This is a genomic window from Robertmurraya sp. DFI.2.37, assembly GCF_029211245.1.
GTDB lineage: Bacteria > Bacillota > Bacilli > Bacillales > Cytobacillaceae > Robertmurraya > Robertmurraya methanolica_A.
Map to the genome: position 1 here is coordinate 1 of NZ_JARGEJ010000075.1, position 19,688 is coordinate 19,688.

22 protein-coding genes and 1 pseudogene are annotated in these 19,688 nt (G+C 35.0%); 17 read left to right on the forward strand and 6 right to left on the reverse strand.

What is annotated here, in order from left to right:
- Nucleotides 1-545 precede the first annotated feature (545 nt).
- The 13 genes from PZE06_RS23125 (at nt 546) to PZE06_RS23185 (ending at nt 10,243) form a co-directional block, all read left to right on the forward strand.
- Nucleotides 546-1,334, forward strand: coding sequence for an amino acid ABC transporter substrate-binding protein (locus PZE06_RS23125; RefSeq protein ID WP_151026017.1), 789 nt, complete (start codon nt 546-548; stop codon nt 1,332-1,334).
- Between the two features lie 65 nt (nt 1,335-1,399).
- A complete protein-coding gene (locus PZE06_RS23130) occupies nt 1,400-2,059 on the forward strand; it encodes an amino acid ABC transporter permease (protein WP_151026018.1) in 660 nt (219 codons plus the stop codon).
- 15 nt (nt 2,060-2,074) lie between these two features.
- On the forward strand, nt 2,075-2,821 hold the full coding sequence (locus PZE06_RS23135) for an amino acid ABC transporter ATP-binding protein (protein ID WP_151026019.1): 747 nt from the start codon (nt 2,075-2,077) through the stop codon (nt 2,819-2,821).
- Between the two features lie 432 nt (nt 2,822-3,253).
- A complete protein-coding gene (locus PZE06_RS23140) occupies nt 3,254-3,457 on the forward strand; it encodes a DUF2933 domain-containing protein (protein ID WP_151026020.1) in 204 nt (67 codons plus the stop codon).
- A 305-nt stretch (nt 3,458-3,762) separates the two neighbouring features.
- The gene (locus PZE06_RS23145; RefSeq protein ID WP_151026021.1) at nt 3,763-4,104 is read left to right on the forward strand and encodes a metal-sensitive transcriptional regulator; all 342 of its coding nucleotides are present in this window, start codon (nt 3,763-3,765) and stop codon (nt 4,102-4,104) included.
- Between the two features lie 15 nt (nt 4,105-4,119).
- The gene (copZ, locus tag PZE06_RS23150) at nt 4,120-4,326 is read left to right on the forward strand and encodes a copper chaperone CopZ (RefSeq protein WP_151026022.1); all 207 of its coding nucleotides are present in this window, start codon (nt 4,120-4,122) and stop codon (nt 4,324-4,326) included.
- A gap of 83 nt (nt 4,327-4,409) precedes the next feature.
- Nucleotides 4,410-6,824 (forward strand): heavy metal translocating P-type ATPase, encoded by a 2,415-nt coding sequence (locus PZE06_RS23155; RefSeq protein WP_151026023.1) that lies wholly within the window; start codon nt 4,410-4,412, stop codon nt 6,822-6,824.
- Between the two features lie 13 nt (nt 6,825-6,837).
- Nucleotides 6,838-6,966 carry a hypothetical protein gene (locus PZE06_RS23160; RefSeq protein WP_263641579.1) on the forward strand — a complete coding sequence of 43 codons (129 nt, stop codon included), beginning with the start codon at nt 6,838-6,840 and terminating at the stop codon, nt 6,964-6,966.
- A 222-nt stretch (nt 6,967-7,188) separates the two neighbouring features.
- Nucleotides 7,189-8,022 carry a D-alanyl-D-alanine carboxypeptidase family protein gene (locus tag PZE06_RS23165; protein WP_225310796.1) on the forward strand — a complete coding sequence of 278 codons (834 nt, stop codon included), beginning with the start codon at nt 7,189-7,191 and terminating at the stop codon, nt 8,020-8,022.
- A gap of 9 nt (nt 8,023-8,031) precedes the next feature.
- Entirely contained in the window at nt 8,032-8,430 is a 399-nt protein-coding gene (locus tag PZE06_RS23170; protein ID WP_225310797.1) for a hypothetical protein, read from the forward strand.
- 94 nt (nt 8,431-8,524) lie between these two features.
- Nucleotides 8,525-9,172, forward strand: a complete 648-nt coding sequence (locus PZE06_RS23175; protein ID WP_225310798.1) for a class I SAM-dependent methyltransferase — start codon at nt 8,525-8,527, stop codon at nt 9,170-9,172.
- A gap of 110 nt (nt 9,173-9,282) precedes the next feature.
- A complete protein-coding gene (locus PZE06_RS23180) occupies nt 9,283-9,483 on the forward strand; it encodes a hypothetical protein (protein WP_151026024.1) in 201 nt (66 codons plus the stop codon).
- Between the two features lie 247 nt (nt 9,484-9,730).
- Nucleotides 9,731-10,243 carry a CueP family metal-binding protein gene (locus PZE06_RS23185; RefSeq protein ID WP_191963567.1) on the forward strand — a complete coding sequence of 171 codons (513 nt, stop codon included), beginning with the start codon at nt 9,731-9,733 and terminating at the stop codon, nt 10,241-10,243.
- A gap of 442 nt (nt 10,244-10,685) precedes the next feature.
- Here PZE06_RS23185 and PZE06_RS23190 read toward each other — a convergent pair whose 3' ends face one another.
- Nucleotides 10,686-10,940, reverse strand: coding sequence for a hypothetical protein (locus PZE06_RS23190; RefSeq protein WP_151026027.1), 255 nt, complete (start codon nt 10,938-10,940; stop codon nt 10,686-10,688).
- A gap of 134 nt (nt 10,941-11,074) precedes the next feature.
- Between PZE06_RS23190 and PZE06_RS23195 the strand changes: the two genes are divergently transcribed.
- A complete protein-coding gene (locus PZE06_RS23195; protein WP_151026028.1) occupies nt 11,075-11,782 on the forward strand; it encodes a response regulator in 708 nt (235 codons plus the stop codon).
- Nucleotides 11,760-13,124, forward strand: coding sequence for a sensor histidine kinase (locus tag PZE06_RS23200; protein WP_151026029.1), 1,365 nt, complete (start codon nt 11,760-11,762; stop codon nt 13,122-13,124). Before PZE06_RS23195 ends, PZE06_RS23200 begins: the two co-directional genes overlap by 23 nt.
- A gap of 178 nt (nt 13,125-13,302) precedes the next feature.
- On the opposite strand, the gene PZE06_RS23205 is transcribed toward PZE06_RS23200, so the two are convergent.
- From PZE06_RS23205 to PZE06_RS23220, 4 genes are all read right to left on the reverse strand, one after another.
- Nucleotides 13,303-13,740: a helix-turn-helix domain-containing protein gene (locus PZE06_RS23205; RefSeq protein WP_151026030.1), complete on the reverse strand. Its 438-nt coding sequence runs from the start codon at nt 13,738-13,740 to the stop codon at nt 13,303-13,305.
- 296 nt (nt 13,741-14,036) lie between these two features.
- The gene (locus PZE06_RS23210; protein ID WP_151026031.1) at nt 14,037-14,714 is read right to left on the reverse strand and encodes a response regulator transcription factor; all 678 of its coding nucleotides are present in this window, start codon (nt 14,712-14,714) and stop codon (nt 14,037-14,039) included.
- Nucleotides 14,711-16,084, reverse strand: coding sequence for a sensor histidine kinase (locus tag PZE06_RS23215; protein ID WP_151026036.1), 1,374 nt, complete (start codon nt 16,082-16,084; stop codon nt 14,711-14,713). The genes PZE06_RS23210 and PZE06_RS23215 overlap by 4 nt, the downstream gene beginning before the upstream one ends.
- A gap of 186 nt (nt 16,085-16,270) precedes the next feature.
- Nucleotides 16,271-18,085, reverse strand: a complete 1,815-nt coding sequence (locus PZE06_RS23220; protein ID WP_151026032.1) for a TniQ family protein — start codon at nt 18,083-18,085, stop codon at nt 16,271-16,273.
- A 109-nt stretch (nt 18,086-18,194) separates the two neighbouring features.
- Between PZE06_RS23220 and PZE06_RS23225 the strand changes: the two genes are divergently transcribed.
- The gene (locus PZE06_RS23225; protein WP_151026033.1) at nt 18,195-18,827 is read left to right on the forward strand and encodes a TnsA endonuclease N-terminal domain-containing protein; all 633 of its coding nucleotides are present in this window, start codon (nt 18,195-18,197) and stop codon (nt 18,825-18,827) included.
- A 14-nt stretch (nt 18,828-18,841) separates the two neighbouring features.
- Nucleotides 18,842-19,567: a hypothetical protein gene (locus tag PZE06_RS23230; RefSeq protein WP_151026034.1), complete on the forward strand. Its 726-nt coding sequence runs from the start codon at nt 18,842-18,844 to the stop codon at nt 19,565-19,567.
- Nucleotides 19,568-19,598: 31 nt separating this feature from the next.
- On the opposite strand, the pseudogene PZE06_RS23235 reads toward PZE06_RS23230, so the two are convergent.
- Nucleotides 19,599-19,688 (reverse strand): annotated as a pseudogene (locus PZE06_RS23235) (ATP-binding protein); the annotation flags it as partial.

The following is a 19,688-nucleotide window of genomic DNA, read 5'->3' on the forward strand; positions in this document are numbered from 1 at the left end:
AATATCCTAGTTTGCCCCTTAGATATTCCATTACAATTTTTAATTTAAATTCTTCACTATATTTTGCCATACAAAAACACCCCAGAGGTTAGATTTTTAACTCTAACTTCTGGGGTGCAGTACCTAAACACGACTTTGATGTCAGCTTTTTCTTTTTTATCGTTTTCTTTGATATATTTGGTTAATCTCTGAGGAACGAAAATATCCCTTTTAGACTCTATATACCTGATCTTTCTTGTTACATTTCCACTTTTTCAAATTGCGACGTCACAAAAAAGGCCCTATTCACCGATGTTTTTTGAAAGACCGCTTAATGAAAAGCGGTTGAAGTCATGGTAGATTTAGAAAATCCTTTAGTCTGCTAATATACTAAAAAATACCTTTGACATTCCTAGTTATTTTTTATAAACTTATCCCTGTTCGGTTCGATACTTTAATGTATTATCATAATAAAGAGTATCGGTTGCTACCCTTTTCTTCTTTAAGTCTTGTGGGTGGTAACCTAGAAAGGTACGATATACTTTGTTAAAGGTGGGTTTATTCATATGAAACGATTATTATCTATTATACTTTCCGTGGTGACAGTATTTTCGCTTCTTGCATCTTGCTCTAGTCCCGGATCGGATAACACTGAGAAAAAAAATAAAAGTACGTTAGTGATTGGTATTGATGATAAATTTGCACCAATGGGGTTCAGGGATGAAAATAATGAAATTGTAGGTTTTGATATTGACTATGCTAAAGCTGCAGCTGAAAAAATGGGGGTAACGGTTGAATTTCAACCAATTGATTGGAAAACTAAAGAATCTGAACTAAGCAGTGGTCGAATTGATCTTATTTGGAATGGGTATACCATTACAGACGAGCGTAAAGAAAAGGTTCTTTTCACAAAACCTTATTTAAAAAATGCACAGGTTGTTGTCACCATGAGTGATTCAAATATTACAAAACTAAATGATTTAGAAGGTAGAGTGGTGGGACTTCAATCTCTTTCCTCCGCTGCTGATACTTTGAATGCTAGTCCAATTAAATCCAAGATTAAGGAAGTTAGCGAGTTTTCCGATAATGTTACAGCATTGACTGACTTAAAGAATGGACGTTTGGATGCTGTCGTTATTGATGAGATTGTTATTAATTATTATTTGACTAAAGAAAAAGATACTTTTAAGGTTCTTGATGAGTCTCTTGCTCCTGAAGAATATGGAGTGGGCGTAAAAAAGGGTAACGAAGAATTGCTTGAAAAGCTTCAAAAGGCCCTTGATGCGATAAAAGAGGACGGAACAGCAGCTGAAATCTCGAATAAGTGGTTCGGTGAAGATAAAGTATTAAAGTAATAATGTAGATTAAGCAAAACAGGATTTCCTTAGGGAACCCTGTTTTGCTTTTGGAGGAATCTTTTATGCCGTTTGATTATATTCTCTCAATACTTAAGCCAATGCTGGAAGGAGCGCAGATGACTGTCCTTCTGTTTCTGATCGCTATTGTAGCTTCGATTCCACTGGGTTTCGTATTAATGCTTGCTGTAAATAGTAGTATCAAGCCACTTTCTTGGTTTGCCCATAGCTATATATACGTGATGCGTGGTACACCACTATTGCTACAACTTTTGCTCATATGCTTTGGGTTACCGATGATCCCTGTAGTCGGAGAATATTTAGTGCTTGATCGTTTTGTCGCTGCCTGCATAGGTTTTTCTTTGAACTATGCTGCCTATTTTGCTGAAATTTTCCGTGGTGGTATTCTTGCGATTGATAAGGGCCAATATGAGGCTTCCCAAGTACTTGGCATGAATAAATGGCAGACTACATCGCGGGTAATCCTTCCGCAGATGTTCCGGATTGCATTACCTTCTGTTGCGAATGAATCGGTGACATTAGTAAAGGATACCGCACTACTCTATGCAGTCGCTGTGCCAGAATTGTTACACTTTGCCCAAACCGCAGTGAACCGTGACTTTACAATTGTCCCGTTTTTTGTCGCGGGTATCATTTATTTAATCATGACACTCTTATTAACCATACTTTTTAAGTGGCTTGAAAAACGGTTTAGATTTGAATAAGAAGGAGTGGTAAAAGTGGCTATCATTGAAATATCTAAACTAAAAAAATCATATGGGAATCTAGATGTACTAAAACAGATTACTTTTGATGTAAATAAAAACGATGTGGTTGCGGTCATCGGCCCTTCGGGTTCGGGAAAAAGCACGATGCTTCGCAGTCTAGTTTATCTAGAAAAAATAAATACAGGAAGCATTCATGTAGGCGGTGATACTCTAGTGAAGGGTGGAATTTATTCGAAACCGCAGGAGATTAAACGAATCACTTCCAAAATGGGGATGGTCTTTCAGCATTTCAACCTCTTTCCTCACCTAACTGTCAAAGAAAATTTAGAGCTTGCTCCCAAAATGCTAAAGAAAGAAACATCCTTAGACATTCAAAAAAGAAGCAGGGAGCTTCTAGATAAAATTGGGCTCTCCGAACGGGCTACTGCATACCCCGCCAAGCTCTCTGGTGGGCAAAAACAAAGAGTCGCCATTGCCAGAGCACTTATGCTGAATCCAGAAATTCTGTTATTTGATGAGCCTACATCTGCTTTGGACCCAGAATTGACTGGTGAAGTACTACAAGTAATGAAAGGCCTTGCGGAAGAGCAAATGACGATGATTGTAGTGACACATGAGATGGAGTTCGCAAAGGAAGTGGCAAACAAAGTTATTTTTATGGACAAGGGTGAGATTGTCGAAACAGGTCACCCAACAGACTTTTTTGCTAACCCGCAATTGGAACGAACAAAAAACTTCTTAAGCCGCAGTTTAAAATAATTCGTGGTGTACCTCCATAAAAGTAGGTTAGAGGTATACTAGTTTCACTAACTTCAATATTTAGGGGCGTTTCAATTATATGGAACGCCTCTTGATTTGGAAGCCAGAAGGTATGCATTATAGGATTAAGAGGCATAGCCCCTAGATGAGTATTATTGTTCTGATTATAAAGCCATTTTTTTCACTTCATTTATCTCCTTTCATTTGTGATATATCTTGATAGATAACGAGGATTGACTATGTTTATTTTAAAGACTCAATATTCCCATAAATTAATAGAAAGTGTCGGGAAACTTTGCAGAAAGGAAGAACCTGACCTTTACCCTCAATAAGAAATTACTTTACAGCTGAAAACATAAAAATAAATATCAAAACTCGATAAAATCTCCATATTTTCTTTGTATGATAAAGAAAAAGACAGGAGTGATTTAAGTGGAATGGTTACCCTTTTTGATGTTGTTGATATGTCCACTGATGATGATTTTCATGATGAAAGGTCATAGTCACGGAGGAGGCCATCAGCATCATAATTCCTCAAAAGAATTAGATGTTAAAATATCCATACTAGAGCAGGAGAATGAAAGACTTCAACAAGAAATTAATTCTCTCTCATCCATGACTAAAAAAGGGTCATAAATTAAAATCCAGCCGTGCTAAAGGTACGGTTGGGTTTTATGTAATTACATAAATAGTAACTATGACTTGAAATTTTGTTTTGTACCAGTAGTCATATCCTGTAGATTGAATTTTTTCCAACTGGGTATTTTTGTATTTTTAATTTGCTATTAAAAAGAATTATTTTACTCGATTCCAAGGAACAATAGATGTAGTCATGCAAAATGGATCTAAAGATTTCACGAAATTATCAAATTCTATTACAAGTATTACTTTACATAGGGTACAGGGGTATACTATAATATAATTGAGGAGGGGAGCTAAAAATGGCAACCGAATTAACAAATAATCCGACAGCTGAGGTACCATGTTGTTCGTTATCAGGTGAGAAGAAAAGTTATCATTCTGAGAATGTAAAAAAGAATCTTGTGTCTCGGCTCAACCGGATTGAAGGTCAAATTCGGGGCATAAAAAGATTAATCGAAAAAGATACTTATTGTGATGATGTTATAACTCAGATTTCCGCCAGTCAAGCAGCCTTGAATGGTGTTGCAAAAATTTTACTTGATGCTCATTTAAGAGAGTGTGTAGTAGACAGAATAAAAGTAGGCGATATGGAAGTTTTAGATGAGGTTCTTATAACCATTCAAAAATTAATGAAAAAATAAAAGGAGTCGATATAAATGGAAAAAGTAACTATTAACGTACAAGGAATGTCTTGTGGTCATTGTGTAAAATCAGTTGAAGGTAGTGTTGGAAAACTTAATGGCGTTTTTGAAGTAAAAGTTCATTTAGAAAACGGAACTGTAGATGTAGAATTTGATTCTAACAAGGTAACTTTAGAAACAATTAAGGAAACCATTGATGATCAAGGTTATGATGTAAATTAATAAAGCTAAGAGGTACGTGCTATTGTAAGCACGTCTCTCTTTTACAAAAAATATACCCTGTATAGGTATGAGGTGTTGAAAAAATGAGTGGGAAAGCGATAGAAAACCAATTCCAAATAACCGGCATGACCTGTGCGGCATGTGCAACAAGAATTGAAAAAGGGCTAAAGAAAATGGATGGTGTACAAGAGGCAAATGTGAATCTTGCACTGGAAAAAGCAATGGTCAAATATGATTCGGATGTAATGAGCCCTACGGATATCCAGAAAAAAATACGTGATTTAGGTTACGATGTGGTTACGGAAAAGAAAGAACTAGTCCTAACTGGCATGACTTGTGCGGCATGCGCAACAAGAATTGAAAAGGGACTTAATAAGTTAGATGGGATTGTTCAAGCCAATGTGAACTTAGCTCTGGAGAAAGCATCAGTTGAATATAACCCTTCTGTTGTTTCTCCAAAAGAGATGATTCAAAAAGTTGAGGACCTGGGATATGGTGCTATGGTAAAAAGTGATGAAAATGAAAAAGAAGCGGTTGACCATCGCCAAAAGGAAATCGAGAAACAACAAGGGAAGTTTATTTTTTCAGCCATTTTATCATTGCCTCTTCTTTGGGCAATGTTTGGGCATTTTAGTTTTACATCTTCCCTTTACGTTCCTGAGGCGTTTATGAATCCTTGGGTCCAAATGGCATTAGCAACGCCCGTACAATTTTTTATTGGTAAACAATTTTATGTAGGAGCATACAAAGCTTTAAAAAATAAAAGTGCCAATATGGATGTCCTAGTTGCTTTAGGAACATCAGCCGCCTATTTTTATAGTGTCTATTTGGCCATCCAAACGATTGGAAGCAATGCTCACTCGGTGGGGCTTTACTTTGAAACGAGTGCTGTCCTAATTACGTTAATCATTCTTGGAAAACTGTTTGAGGCTAGAGCAAAAGGGAAATCGTCTGAAGCCATTAAAAAATTAATGGGCTTACAGGCAAAAACGGCAACTGTTCTTCGCAATGGTGTAGAAGAAACTATTCCGTTAGAAGAAGTAATCAGTGGTGATGTTCTATTAATTAAACCGGGAGAAAAAATTCCTGTTGATGGGGTAGTCTTAGAGGGTAGCTCGGCTATTGATGAATCGATGTTAACAGGAGAAAGTGTTCCAGTAGATAAATCGGTAGGAGATACCGTCATTGGGGCCACTCTTAACAAAAACGGTTTTATAAAAATTGAAGCAACAAAGGTAGGAAAAGAAACAGCTTTAGCTCAAATTATTAAAGTAGTGGAAGAGGCGCAAGGTTCAAAAGCTCCAATTCAGCGTATGGCTGATTCTATATCTGGAATATTCGTCCCAATCGTGGTAGGGATTGCAGTTATCACATTTCTAATCTGGTATATATGGGTGGATCCAGGAAACTTTGCTGAAGCCCTAGAAAAATTAATAGCCGTTCTTGTTATTGCGTGTCCATGTGCATTGGGACTTGCAACACCAACATCCATTATGGCTGGTTCTGGACGATCTGTGGAGTACGGAATCCTCTTTAAAGGCGGTGAGCATCTTGAGAAAACCCATAGTGTTAATACAGTCATCCTAGATAAAACAGGTACGATCACAAATGGGGCTCCTGTTCTTACAGATGTTATTACTGAGCAAAATGAAGCAGAGTTTTTGTCCTTAGTAGGTTCTGCAGAAAAGCAATCTGAGCATCCTCTAGCTCAGGCAATAGTAGAAGGGATTAAGGAAAAGTCAATTGATTTGAAAGATGTGGCTGAGTTTGAAAACATCCCTGGATATGGAATTAAGGCTAGGGTGGATGGAAAAACAGTACTAGTTGGAACTCGACGTCTTATGAAGCAGAACCATGTGGACGTGGAGAAAGTCTTAGAGAAAATGGAAGAGCTCGAAAAACAAGGGAAAACAGCTATGCTAGCTGCCATTGACGGATCATATGCAGGTTTAGTAGCTGTTGCAGACACCATTAAGGAAACCTCAACAGAGGCCATCAAACGCATGAAAGAAATGGGGCTTCAAGTAATCATGATTACGGGTGACAACAAACAAACTGCTGAGGCAATAGCTAAACAAGCTGGAGTTGATCATGTAATCGCTGAGGTTTTACCGGAAGGAAAAGCAGAAGAAGTGAAGAAACTTCAGGCAGAAGGCAAAATTGTTGCCATGGTTGGAGATGGAATTAATGATGCACCGGCACTTGCAACCGCAGATATTGGAATGGCCATTGGTACTGGTACAGATGTTGCCATGGAAGCTGCAGACATCACTTTGATTCGTGGTGACCTAAACAGTATTCCTGATTCTATTCTAATGAGTCATAAAACGATGAGAAACATTAAGCAAAACCTCTTCTGGGCTCTTGTCTATAACACGATTGGTATACCAGTTGCGGCAGTCGGATTCCTAGCTCCATGGCTTGCAGGTGCTGCTATGGCCTTTAGCTCCGTATCTGTAGTGCTAAATGCGTTACGTCTACAAAAAGTAAAATTATAGGGAGACATGTATTATGAAAAAATGGGTTCTTTCTGCAACCATTTATTTGCTTGTAGCAGTAGGTGCATATTATGTCATAACAGCAGTGGCAGGACCTGCCGAAAATCCTGCCCATTCTAATACAGAACAACATGAAAATTAGATTTATGATATTTAAGCCATCCTATAAAAGAATCTCGTTTAACGTCAGCGACCTCTATTATGTAAGATAGAGGTCATTTTGGCGTAAAGCGATTAAATTGAGCAATATCAAAAGGGATAACTAATTGGATAATCTATTTCTTACTTTCAATCTGCATACTTTCTTCATATTTATATTTTATGATACATGGGGATTTTGATTTTAAACATGAGGTAAGAACCAATGAATAAAAAGTATAAGAATAAATTAGGATCTTTAAGATCCTCAAAGAATAATCTAATTTTTGATAAAATAGCCAAAAAAACAATGAATATTTTTATAATCTCAATACTTCTCAATTTAGTTTTTCAATCCATTACAATTGCAGAAAAACCGAATGAGGGACCAAAAATTATAAGTGAAGCTGCCATCTTAATAGAAGAGAGCAGTGGTAGAGTATTATACGAAAAGAACGCAGAACGATTAATGTACCCGGCCAGCTTAACAAAGGTTGCAACAGCCATATACGCCATAGAAAAAGGAAACCTGGAAGATTTAGTAACAGTTAGTGAAAGGGCCAGACAGGTGGATGGGACAAGAGTTTATTTAGAAGTAGGGGAGAAAGTTTCTCTTAGAAAACTAATTCAAGGGTTGCTCATAAATTCGGGAAATGATGCAGGAGTTGCGATTGCAGAGTATTTGGATGGGTCTGAGGAAGAATTTGCAGCTAGTATCAATGATTATTTACAAGGAATTGGATTGAATCGTACTCATTTTGTTAATCCACATGGGTTGTTTAATCCCGATCATACGACTACGGCGAGAGATTTGGCGGTCATTACGCAATATTCAATGAAAAACGCTGACTTCCGAGAAATATTTGGGACAAAAGAATTAAAGTGGGATGGAGAGGTTTGGGATACCACCATTTACAATCATCATAAATTGATGAGAGAACGGCCATATGAGGGGATTACCGGAGGAAAAACGGGTTTTGTTGACGAATCAAAACACACCTTAATTACTACTGCAAAAAGGGATAATATGTCTGTAATTGCTGTTGTTTTAAAGGGTTAGTCACAAGATATGATCTATAATGATACCGTCGAACTTCTTGACTATGCTTTTAACAATTTTAATCTTGTTACTATTCCAAAGGGAAAAGAATATTCTTTAAATGGCAAGAAGTTTGTTACAAATGAAATGTATTCATTTCCTATTACTAATAACGAAGAAATCACAGAGGAAATTACACAAGAAGGTCTTTTTGAAATTAAGAACCAATTCCAAGAGAACATTGTTACACTCCCTATTAATGAAATTAAAACTCCTAAAATAAAAGAAGAAAAACAAATCATGGAAGAAAAAAATGGGGTTTTCGGCTCTTTAAACGCTTTTATCATCATTGCTATCTTAGCAACCTTAAGCTCTTTAATCTTCATTAAAATCAAGAAAAAACGATTGCGTCTTAGGAAACCATGGTAGAACAATCTCTAGGTGTTTAAGAGATAAATCAGGGCATATTGTTTTCCGATGCTTATCAGAAAAAGGAATAGTATAACGGGGAAGAGAACTGGATGTGATTTTTAAGGTGAATACAAGTGAAGTAATAAAGAGACGTTATAATCGTATTTCTAGCATTTATGAAGTCATGGATAAAATGGTAAAAGATAAATGGAGGCACGATTTACTTTCTCAAGTTTCGGGGGAAGTTCTTGAAGTGGGGATCGGGACAGGTGCTAATCTTCCTTATTATCCCAAGGATATTCGCTCACTAACAGGTGTCGATTTTAGCAGTGGAATGCTTAAACTTGCAAAAGAGAAGGTATTAAGGGGAAACTTCCCTTATCCTATTGAATTATTTGAAGCAGACATTCAGAACTTGCCTTTTCCAGATAACACATTTGATTCTATTGTTTCGACATGCGTTTTTTGCTCCGTTCCCGATCCAATAAGAGGACTGAAGGAATTACGTAGAGTCTGTAAACCAACTGGACAAATCTATATGTTAGAACATATGAGAAGTGAGAATAAAATAATAGGGTTGACTATGGATATTTTAAACCCACTAACTGTAAGGCTATGGGGGGCGAATATTAATAGAGAAACCTTAAGGAACATAGAAACATCGGATATTAGAATTGATAGTAGTATATTTCTAATGGGCTCGATTTTTAGACAGTTAACATTGAGTCCAAATAAGAATACGAGACAAAATATGGACTGAACAAATGCTACCTAATTTAGAGGAAAGTTGACCAAACGAAAAAACTTTATACGAGAATCTAAATATTGAAACATTCTTGTTTGAAGAGAAATAATAATGGAGGTTTTACTATGGTAATACAGTCTAATATGTCTCCTAAAGCAATAGTTAAAGTATGGAAGAATACAGCACCTGTTTTTGTAAAATTTAATGTACCACTAACTGATATGACATTAGAAAGGATTATAGAGCCTGAGATACTTTCTAATCTTCTTATTGAATTAAATGCTGCTGTTGGAAGTTCAACGGCTACCTGTATAGAAGGTGGGTGACAAATGCCAACTATAAAGGAGTAGGTTACTTCTTATAAATTTCTTCTTCGACCAGAGACCCTTTTGTCTAAATCATATTGGGGTTCTTGATAAAATTACTTATTGGGGCAAAAATTGGTTTTTTTAGTCTCATATTCATGGAATAGTAAAGTAAAATGCAGAAAATCTGCACACTTTTTGAGTATATTAATCATGGATTATGAAAGGAGGATTACATGAAGTGTTAAGAAAAAGCAGAAAGAAATTCATGTTACCTATATTTATTGGTTTATCATTGCTGTTAGGGGCATGTTCAAACAATAGTGATGAAACACAACCAGCAACAACGGAAAACATTAAGGAACTGGTGCATGATTATAGTGTAGGCAATATAAAGAATCAGTCCGCCTCAATCACCTCACAACAACTCATTGTGACCGACAGTGATGAAAGCGAGGTAACCTATGACTTACCAGAAGATGAATTTTTTGTTTCCATCGCTCCGTATGTCAATGAAACCCATCCCTGAACGAACCATAGCTTGACAGGTTGTCAAGGAGAATTGGTGGAAAAAGAGTTTGACGTATATATTGAAGACGTGGAAAACAATGTAATTTTAGATGAAACATTAAAATCTCAATCTAATGGATTCATTGATTTATGGCTACCGCGAGACAAAACCTACCAAATAACGATTACTCACGACGGAAAAAAGGTAGAGTCAGAGTTTTCTACTTTTGAAAACGATGGCACTTGTATTACAACCATGCAGTTAAAATAGAACAAAATACCTAAATAGTTGTTAATTTGTGGAGTATGAAAAAATATTTTCTTGATATCGGAATGGCGAACAGGACGTACCAACACTGAGCAGCATAGTCTACACAAAAAAATGATGCACTTCCATAATTGTGAAGAGCATCGTTTTTTTGTATTTATAACGTAAAGTCTACTTATTTAGCTTTATAGTTAGGAAGATCAATATCAGAGTAATGTCTAGTTCTATTAAAAAAGGATCGGTGAGGAACCAATCCTTTGACTTGAATGGGTGAATTTTCATCTGCATTTTCTGGTCTACATTTACAGTTTAGAACTCTTTATTGCAAGTTTGACAGCAAAGTATACTACGATTCCAATTATGAAAAGGTTGAGTCCCCATCCTAGAAGTCCAAAACCCATCATCCCTAACCCATGTACACTTATCATTTGGAATCACCTCTTAACTAGAATTGATTCATCATATTGCTAGCATTTTCACCATGGAAGTTTTCCATCATTCCTCCTTCTCCATGGCAGGCATCAAACATTTCTTTTTGCTCTTCTTTGCTTAATTCAGGATGTATTTTTTCAATTTGAGGTTGCATTTTTTCGAAGTTGAATAATCCATCTCCCTCACCGTTTGTTTGGGCAAAAGTTAATGTCCCAGCACCTAAAATAAACGCACTGCTTAAGATTCCTACTAGTAATTTCTTTTTCATTTTTATTCATCTCCTTTCTTGATCCCATCATAACGCTAGCTAATGAAGATCTTATGGAGAATTTATGTGGAAGTTGTGAAGATTTCTTTTTCTGATCTAGAAGATGCTAAAATACGTACAAGGAGTGGTTCGTAGTGACGAAAATTCTAATGGTTGATGATGAAGAAGTGATCTTAGAAGTGTTAGAAGCTTATTTTGAAAAAGAGGGATGGAACAGCATCTCTGCCTTAAATGGAATAGATGCACTCAAAAGAGCAAAGGAACATGATCCAGATATGATTATTTTGGATTTGATGTTGCCGGATATATCTGGAGAAGAGGTTTGTAGGCTAATAAGAAAGGAAAGCGATGTTCCCATCATCATGCTGACAGCAAAGTCGGCAGAAGAAGATCTAATAAACGGGATTGTGATCGGTGCAGATGATTATGTAACCAAACCGTTCAGTCCTAGAGAAGTAGTGATAAGAGTAAAAGCAATATTGAGAAGGATAAAGAAACCGACAAACCAGCTCACTTTCAATGATCGGGCACTGATAATCGATACAATTAAAAAAGAGGTGGTACTAAACGGACAAGTGATTACGTTAACACCGATTGAATTTAAGCTTCTTTTCACGATGGCAAGCTTTCCGGGCCGTGTCTACCGCAGAATAGATTTATTAGAAAAAGTGCAGGAAGATGGCGTCTATTTTGAAGGATATGAACGAAGCATAGATACCCATATCAAAAATTTGCGAAAGAAGATTGAAACCGACTCCCGACATCCTGAATACATTTTAACTGTTTTTGGCATGGGTTATAAGTTTGGAGAAAAGCCAGATGCACCTGACATTGCGATCTAGAATTTTATTTTACTTCCTCATTGTTTCACTTTGTGGAATTTTACTTACGAGTATTTCAATCTCATGGGGGTTTGAAGATCAATTTACAGATTACTTAAGAGCGAACCGGGAGCAAGACATTAGTCTTTTACAAGAAGAAGCAGCAAGAGAATATAAAGAATCGGGAAGTCTCTTAAATGATGATATCACGGGTTTACTGCATGAGCAGGCCATGACCGAGAATTTATTTTATCAGATTCACGATAAAGATGGAAAGCTGTTAGCTGATACCACGATGATGCTCGGAATGATGGAAAGCATGGGAAGGCAATCTGATAGTGTCGAGTATCTGTCTTCGACATACGATTTATCAATAGAAAAGCAAGTTATTGGAAGTATAAAAGTTTATTATCCTGACAGTCTTATGGATGAGGATTTTTCTTTTCTAAACACAATCAAGAAAAATATCTATGTAGGAGCTATTATTACTATTATCCTATCGTTTGTATTTAGTATCTTGTTTTCCAAGCGATTGACTACTGGTTTTAATACGCTATCCAAAGCTGTTCAGGCTTTACAAAAACATAAATGGAACACGAGAGTCACTCTCGATGAGCTGTCAAAAGAGATGCAACCGTTAGCAAATACCTTTAACAATTTGGCAGAAGCACTCTCCAAAGAGGAGACACTCAGAAAACAATTTACTGCAGATCTTGCCCATGAACTCCGAACACCTCTTGCTACTTTGAGGAGTCAAATTGAGGCGTATCAAGATGGAGTTTGGGAACCTACTCCTAAGAGGCTTCAGCAGAGTCATGATGAATTAATGCGGTTAGTTCGTCTCGTGAATGAATTAGAAAAGCTTCTTGCAGCCGAGAATCCTCAAATCAAGCTGAAGAAAACGGATATTGAAGCTAATAAGATTCTCAATCGAATAAAAACACAATTTGAATCTGCATTTAATGAGAAGAGGGTAAAACTTACAATAAGTATTTCTGAAAAAGAACATTGGTTTCACGCTGATCGTGATCGTGTCATTCAAATATTAACGAATATAGTAAATAACGCCCTTCAATATACTCAGCCAGGAAAACAGGTCATAATGTCAATCGAGGAAAAAAGCAATATGATAGGATTTTCTATAAAAGATGAAGGTATTGGAATAAAAGAACATGATCTACCCTATCTGTACGAAAGATTTTATCGTGGAGATAAATCAAGAGATAGAAAGACGGGGGGAATCGGAATTGGACTTTCAATTGTCAAAGCACTGGTCGATGCTCACCAAGGGGAAATTAAGATAGAGAGTAAAATAAATGTTGGGACTACAGTAACAATTTACTTTCCTCAGGAGAACATCTAATATAATTGGGCTTTGTTCAAAAACATTTATCTTATGATAATCTGAACCCGAAAGAAGCTTATTTAGATAATATTTAGTTTTGTTATTCGGATACAAACGGAATAAAAATTGAAATTAGCATGGTTGCTCCGCTAGGCTTTTCTAACTTTTACTCCACTAGTAGTTTTGACTTGATTTACTACTTAATATTTTCTTTATACAAGCAATCTCCAATAGGTGGACAATCCAATGCTAACCAAATTCGAAGAAAGTAGTCTAATGACATATTATGACTTTTATTATTTAGAATTTGGGATAGGGTACTTTCGCTAATTCCAGTATTTCGGTGTATTTCAACTGATTTTATTTTCTTATTCTTCATGATATCTTTAATGCGATTTCTAATGACGTACTTTGTATCATCTAAGATGAGAGCTTTTATAGAAAATATTTCAACATCTGAGACTGGAAACATAATATCAAGAAAGTCAACAATTGCACCTTTTATAATTCCTTCAATCTGTTTTTCTTGATTGTATCGAATCGATAGATAGTCCTTAATTTTTTCAAGTTTATCAAACGCTGAAGGAAGTAAATGAATCGTAATGGGAATGGTTACTTTATTTTCCTGAGACATGTATTAATTGGCCCTTTCATTGGTCAAACTATCATTAGTTTAAGTCTTATAATGGTGATACTATGATTCTTTTTAGAAAGGAAAGAGGGGCTCATGCTGCAGATTCAGAACGGCGTGGTGATGGTTTATAAGTTTTATTTTTATAAGAATTGCCTCTTTATATTAATAGATATAAATGACTGAAATTAGTGCTGATAAAAAGGAAAAAAGACCATTTATCTAATAAAGTGAAAAGATAAATGGTCTTTTAATTGAGTATTTAACAGTCTCCAAGGGTTATTTATATTATCCCAGTATTAATTTTTAACCCATTTATACCCGATGCCCCAAACTGTAAGTAAATGCTTATCGGCAGGGCAACCGGCTTTTCGAAGTTTTTCTCTTAGATTTCTTACGTGTGAATCAATTGTTCGATCTTCTGTTGTTACGTCATAACCCCAAATAGAATTAATTAAATGTTCTCTAGAGAAAACCTTATTTTGGTTATTCAAGAATAAACTCATCATACCAAATTCCTTTGGCGTGAGAGGAATCTCCACACCGTTATTAAACAGCTGGTAGGAATCTTCATTCAAAGTTAGTCCCTGAAAAGAAATAAGTTCAGTTTGTTTGTTTTGTCGTCGTAATACTGCTTCAATCCTTGCGGTTAACTCTTCCTCATCAAATGGCTTCGAAATGTAGTCGTCTGCACCACCTTTTAACCCTTTAACAATATCGGATTTCTCACTCATTGCCGTGAGCATAATAATAGGGATATCCCATTGTTCTCTAATTTCCTTGCAAGCTTCCCACCCATCCATCTCCGGCATCATGATATCTAATAATATAAGATCAACGGTATAACCTGATTTCAAATATTCAAGCGCATCAATGGCTGATTCTTTTGTTATGCAGTTATATCCAAGTGGGGTTAAATAGAGAGATATCAAATCAAGCATTCTGCGTTCATCATCAACTAATAAGACATTTTTCATTTTTTCAGCCCACCTTTAAAAATCAATTCAAACTCTGTACCTACATGTTCTTTACTATTAACTGTTATTTGGGCATCATGAGCTAAAACAAGCTCTTTTACAATTGCTAATCCAAGCCCAGTTCCACCAAGAGACCGTGTTCGAGATTTATCAACTCTGTAGAAACGGTTAAAAATAAACGGAATATCTTCTTTGGGAATGCCTTTTCCATTATCTGAAATCTTAATGTGAACTGAATGTTTATTTTTCCATGCCTTTAACTTGATGGTCGCACCTTGCTGTGAATACTTCATGGAGTTGTCCAATAAATTAAAAAGGATTTGTTCGAGTCGAATTGGATCGGCTTCGAGAAAGGTGTTTGGTTCACAAATAGGCTCAAGTGTCATCCTTTTTTCATCAAATGCAGGAGAAAGTTTTTTATTAATTTTATTGATGAATTCATTAAGATTTATAAGTTCTTTTTGAATGAGAAAAGAATTTTGATCCACTTTTGCTAACTCAAATAATTCCTTTATCAATCCAGACAACCTATTTGATTCTTCAAGTATAATTGTTAAATATTTTTCTTTTTCATCACTTGATAAACTTCGTTTATTTAGAATATCTGCATATCCTTTAATATAGGTTAAAGGTGTTCTGAGTTCATGCGATATGCTTGCTAAAAATTCACTGCGCTCACGCGTTAAATGATTTAAATCTGTGGCCAATGTTTCAATAGATCTTGCTAAATCTCCTAATTCATCGTCAGATGTTTTTGGTAAGGACACTGAAAAATCACCTCTACTAATCTGGGATGTTGCCTCTTTCATTTTAATAAGTGGCTTAGTTATCCCTTTTGATAAAAAGAAGATAATAATTAGGGTTAGAAAAACGGAAATCCACCCAGCTAAAATAAAGTGTTCATTTAATCTTTGGATAAGGGAAAGAACGGATTCGGTATCTTGAAACATGTATACAAAGCCAACTGTCTGATTATCTATGTTGACAGGACTAACTGTTGCAATAAATGCCTTATTCTCCCAATCATCTTCCATAACTTTACCCTCTATGGGGATCGTTGTAGATGGCTCCTTTAGGTATTTACTAAAATTATTTGATGAAGATGAATCTAAATTAACTCCTTTGTTATCTGTTATTAAGACATCAGTCGTGGATTCAGACTCCATTAAAATTACATGGGCAATCGTTTCCTCATCAAAGTGTTTTTCGAGAATGGCTCTGTGGGAATTACCTCTAGCTTGTAATGCACTAAGCTCTTCGTCTACAGTAGATTCCACAATACCCTTATGTAAGAAGAAGAACATAAATGTCATAAGACCAAACATTGTTAAAAAGAACAAAATTCCGAGTTTTACTGAGAGTTTCTTCACTGTGCTCACCTGATTTCGATTGATACATACATTTTACTCTAAGAGTTTGGAGAAATTGTGCAGAAAAATTATAGAAATATATAACGTAATAACTAATTAAAAGTGAGTAATTAATTTCTTGAAAAATAAGAAATTTCGGTATTATACACAGAAGGAATCTTAGAATTTAACCCCCTTAACCCCCTTTTAAAAAATTTCTATATTTCTACTAAACAATAAACGTTGGCCATCATTAAAGTGAGGACCAGATAAAGAAACTACTTTGCCTAACCTGTGTTTTTTGAGTAATCTTTTTATGGGGATTTTATATATCATTGATAGTTGAAGGGTAGTATGATAATTGTCTAAGAAGTGGTTAACATTGATTATTGGTATACTGTCGATGGATATTTCTGAAAAAGAAGCAAATCTTCCAGTTCTTAACCAATAGATGATATCTGACTTTTTAACTCCAAGGATAAAAACTAAATTCCTTAAAGGAATAAATCCTGTAGTTTCCCCATTTTTTAGTAAAACCGCACTCACAAATTCATAAACTTCATCCTTACAAACCCATGATTCCCCAATGGACTTGTTGAAATTAAATTTTATCTTACCACTTAGTATCCCATCAAAAAGGATGTTTGCATTTTTGGGACCGAACCATTCTATAGCCTGTCTAGTGGTTATGGGTTGTTCAGGTAATTGAGTGGAAAATGCGGCTAGTTTTTTTTCAAAACCTATGACTGAATCTTTTGGAATTACCCATGTATTAACAGAGCCGCTGCGAAAATTGAAAGCATTATTTAAAAATTTGTTTTCCAAAATTGATAGGGTTGCTATAGAGCTTGTTTTCCATCTTTCCTTTAATTTCTCTTTTGTAAAACTATTTTCAAAATCAATTAAAAATGAGTTGAAATCCTCTGAAGAAACCAAGTTAATATTCTTATGAGCAAACTCATAGCTATATGTCGGTAGCAAATTACTGTGAATGATACTAGCGTTAAAATTATCATTTAGTAATTTAATTTGTTCAGTACATACAAAATTGTAACGGTTGGGAAGTCTAAGTTTTTCATGCGCAATAAAGTTACCAAACTCTATTGCTATAAATGATAATTCAGAGTTGTAAAGGGAAGGGACTATTATATCGACAAAGTAGAAAAAGTCTTTTTTTTTGCTATTCTCCGCATCATTTAACATCTTATAAAAATTTAATGGCCAATTCTCTAAAACCATAAAAGCAAAGCCATATATACAAATGGCCTGTTCAATATGTTTTGCATTCTTTAAACTGTTCCGTTCTTTAGCATTGCCATCATAAGTAAAAGATAACACTTTTAAGTCCAATTTTTCTGACGGAAGAATTCTTACGGCCCAGTTTGCTATAAACTCTAATACCTTAATAAAACTACTAATATTATTTATGTAGGGGTGATCATAGATGAAATTTGAGGGAGTGAATAAACCGTCTACTATTCTTTGGTATTTGATTAGTGTGGATGATTGAGCGATTTGTTTTGAAATGACTGAATCTATTGAGAGATTACACCTTTTACATTTATTTTCAACAATCGATTGGATTTTAAAAGAAGTGTTACAATCTGGGCAGGCATCAATAAGAAAAATTCCATGCTTGGTACAAATTAACGAATGTGAACTACTCCAGTTTTTTTTATGATAGGTTGATTCTTGTAGGCATAAGGGGCAACACTTTGTTCTAGAATAAAGAAACCATGGGTTTTTTTCAATACTATTAATAGCCAATTGATGTTGACTTAATGTTGAGTGAAATGATAATTCTTTGGCTTTCTGATAGGAAATAGATAGAAACTCAGACATCTTTTTTAAATTGGCATCTGAAAGCCAGTTAATTTCATTTGGTATTAGTTCTAGGGTTGAAAAATCCTTGAAGTTTTGAAGAATCCAATTTGGATTATCCATAAAGTTACTTTTTGCTGTTCTTAGCAGCAAACTGTAGAGTGATTCTCCAGGATGGGGTTCTGTTGAGAATAATAGCATTTTGTTCACCTCCAAATAATAAATATTATTGTCTATAATAGACTAAATATTCATATTATTTAGTCTAATTTAAGGGTATAATAAAAATAAAAATTATGAGGTGAGGTAAATGCACGGAGCACGCCCAATAAAACCTAGTAAAATGAAAAATTACAGAGGAAATTTTCCTAGTACAAAATGTGGAACTATGATTAAATACGAGAGTTTACTTGAAAGGGATTACATTCATTTACTTGAGTTTGATTCGGAAGTTGATTATTACGAGTCGCAGCCCATAAAAATACCATACAAGTATAAGGGAACATCTTATAATTATTATCCTGACTTTAAGGTAATAACTGGTGATAATAAGGTGCTGCTTGTTGAAGTGAAACCTATGAGATTTCTAAAAAAGGAAAAAAATCTATTGAAATTTGAAGTAGGAAAACAATTTTGTGAAGAAAATAATTGGGAATATATAGTTGCTACTGAAGAAAATATTAGGGTAGGGCATCTTCAATATAATCTAGAAAAGTTAAGAAACGTAAATTATCAATCTATGGACACTAATTTAAAGAATAGGATTATTCAAATGGTTAAAGGTAAACAAAATGTCAAAATAAGTACTCTTATTGCTGAATTACCTCAATATAGTGAGCAGGAATTGTATTCACATCTATATTCCCTTATTTATGACCGTAAATTACATACTGATCTAATAAATCATAAGCTGACAAGTGACTCTTTATTAACTGTTTCTTAGATAGGTGGATTAAAATGTCCAATTATAGTTTTACACATGGCACAAAATTTATGATTGATGATACAGAATATATAGTTAGAAAAGAAATGGACACAGTAATCGAAGTTGAAAATTTATCTTATAAAAAGGCTGAAACATGGGGGCGGTGGGACTTACTAAAGCTTTGGGAAGAATATAAATTGATATTTAAAGTTGTTAAGGGCAATGAATTTGAAGTTGAACTAACTGACTATGAGTTAATACCAAAGGAATATAGAGTGGCTGCAGAAAGAAAACTTGAAATATTGAAGCCCGTTTTAGAAGGAGATGTATTACCTAGCGAGATAAAGAAGTATATTTCATCCTTACCTAAAGATATGAAAATCTCTGTAGCAACACTGTATAACTGGAAGAAAAAATATGAAAAGTCACACGATATTAGAAGTTTAATTTCAAGACATGATCTTAAGGGACCCAAAGAACGATGGTCCAATGAAATTGCTAAGTCAAAAGTGGTAGGAGTTGTAGAGGAATATCTATATGATGGTGAACATTTCACCCTTGATTATCTCTATAATGAATACTTACTCAGAATGGATGAGCTAAATGAACTCAGGGATGAACCAATAAAACCAGTTTCTGAGACTACTTTTTGGCGCATAAAAAACGATATTAAAGACCTAGAAAGATTAGAAGAAATTAAATATGGAAAAGTATTAGCAAAATTAAATAAAAATGGTGCTCAATCCAAGGTGGTGTGACCGTCAAGTAGAATGAAACAATTTTTGCTCGTTATTTTGAAACACTTTGTTCCCCAAATATGGTAGAACGATGCTTCATACGATAACTATCTTCATTTAAATGAATGATTTCTACTCGGTG

Bases quoted from the DNA above. Each gene is read 5' to 3' on its own strand.
- PZE06_RS23125 (WP_151026017.1), top strand. From the start codon at position 546: ATGAAACGATTATTATCTATTATACTTTCCGTGGTGACAGTATTTTCG.
- PZE06_RS23130 (WP_151026018.1), top strand. From the start codon at position 1,400: ATGCCGTTTGATTATATTCTCTCAATACTTAAGCCAATGCTGGAAGGA.
- PZE06_RS23145 (WP_151026021.1), top strand. From the start codon at position 3,763: ATGGCAACCGAATTAACAAATAATCCGACAGCTGAGGTACCATGTTGT.
- copZ (WP_151026022.1), top strand. From the start codon at position 4,120: ATGGAAAAAGTAACTATTAACGTACAAGGAATGTCTTGTGGTCATTGT.
- PZE06_RS23155 (WP_151026023.1), top strand. From the start codon at position 4,410: ATGAGTGGGAAAGCGATAGAAAACCAATTCCAAATAACCGGCATGACC.
- PZE06_RS23160 (WP_263641579.1), top strand. From the start codon at position 6,838: ATGAAAAAATGGGTTCTTTCTGCAACCATTTATTTGCTTGTAGCAGTA.
- PZE06_RS23165 (WP_225310796.1), top strand. From the start codon at position 7,189: ATGAATAAAAAGTATAAGAATAAATTAGGATCTTTAAGATCCTCAAAG.
- PZE06_RS23170 (WP_225310797.1), top strand. From the start codon at position 8,032: ATGATCTATAATGATACCGTCGAACTTCTTGACTATGCTTTTAACAAT.
- PZE06_RS23180 (WP_151026024.1), top strand. From the start codon at position 9,283: ATGGTAATACAGTCTAATATGTCTCCTAAAGCAATAGTTAAAGTATGG.
- PZE06_RS23190 (WP_151026027.1), bottom strand. From the start codon at position 10,940: ATGAAAAAGAAATTACTAGTAGGAATCTTAAGCAGTGCGTTTATTTTA.
- PZE06_RS23200 (WP_151026029.1), top strand. From the start codon at position 11,760: ATGCACCTGACATTGCGATCTAGAATTTTATTTTACTTCCTCATTGTT.
- PZE06_RS23205 (WP_151026030.1), bottom strand. From the start codon at position 13,740: ATGTCTCAGGAAAATAAAGTAACCATTCCCATTACGATTCATTTACTT.
- PZE06_RS23210 (WP_151026031.1), bottom strand. From the start codon at position 14,714: ATGAAAAATGTCTTATTAGTTGATGATGAACGCAGAATGCTTGATTTG.
- PZE06_RS23220 (WP_151026032.1), bottom strand. From the start codon at position 18,085: ATGCTATTATTCTCAACAGAACCCCATCCTGGAGAATCACTCTACAGT.
- PZE06_RS23225 (WP_151026033.1), top strand. From the start codon at position 18,195: ATGCACGGAGCACGCCCAATAAAACCTAGTAAAATGAAAAATTACAGA.
- PZE06_RS23230 (WP_151026034.1), top strand. From the start codon at position 18,842: ATGTCCAATTATAGTTTTACACATGGCACAAAATTTATGATTGATGAT.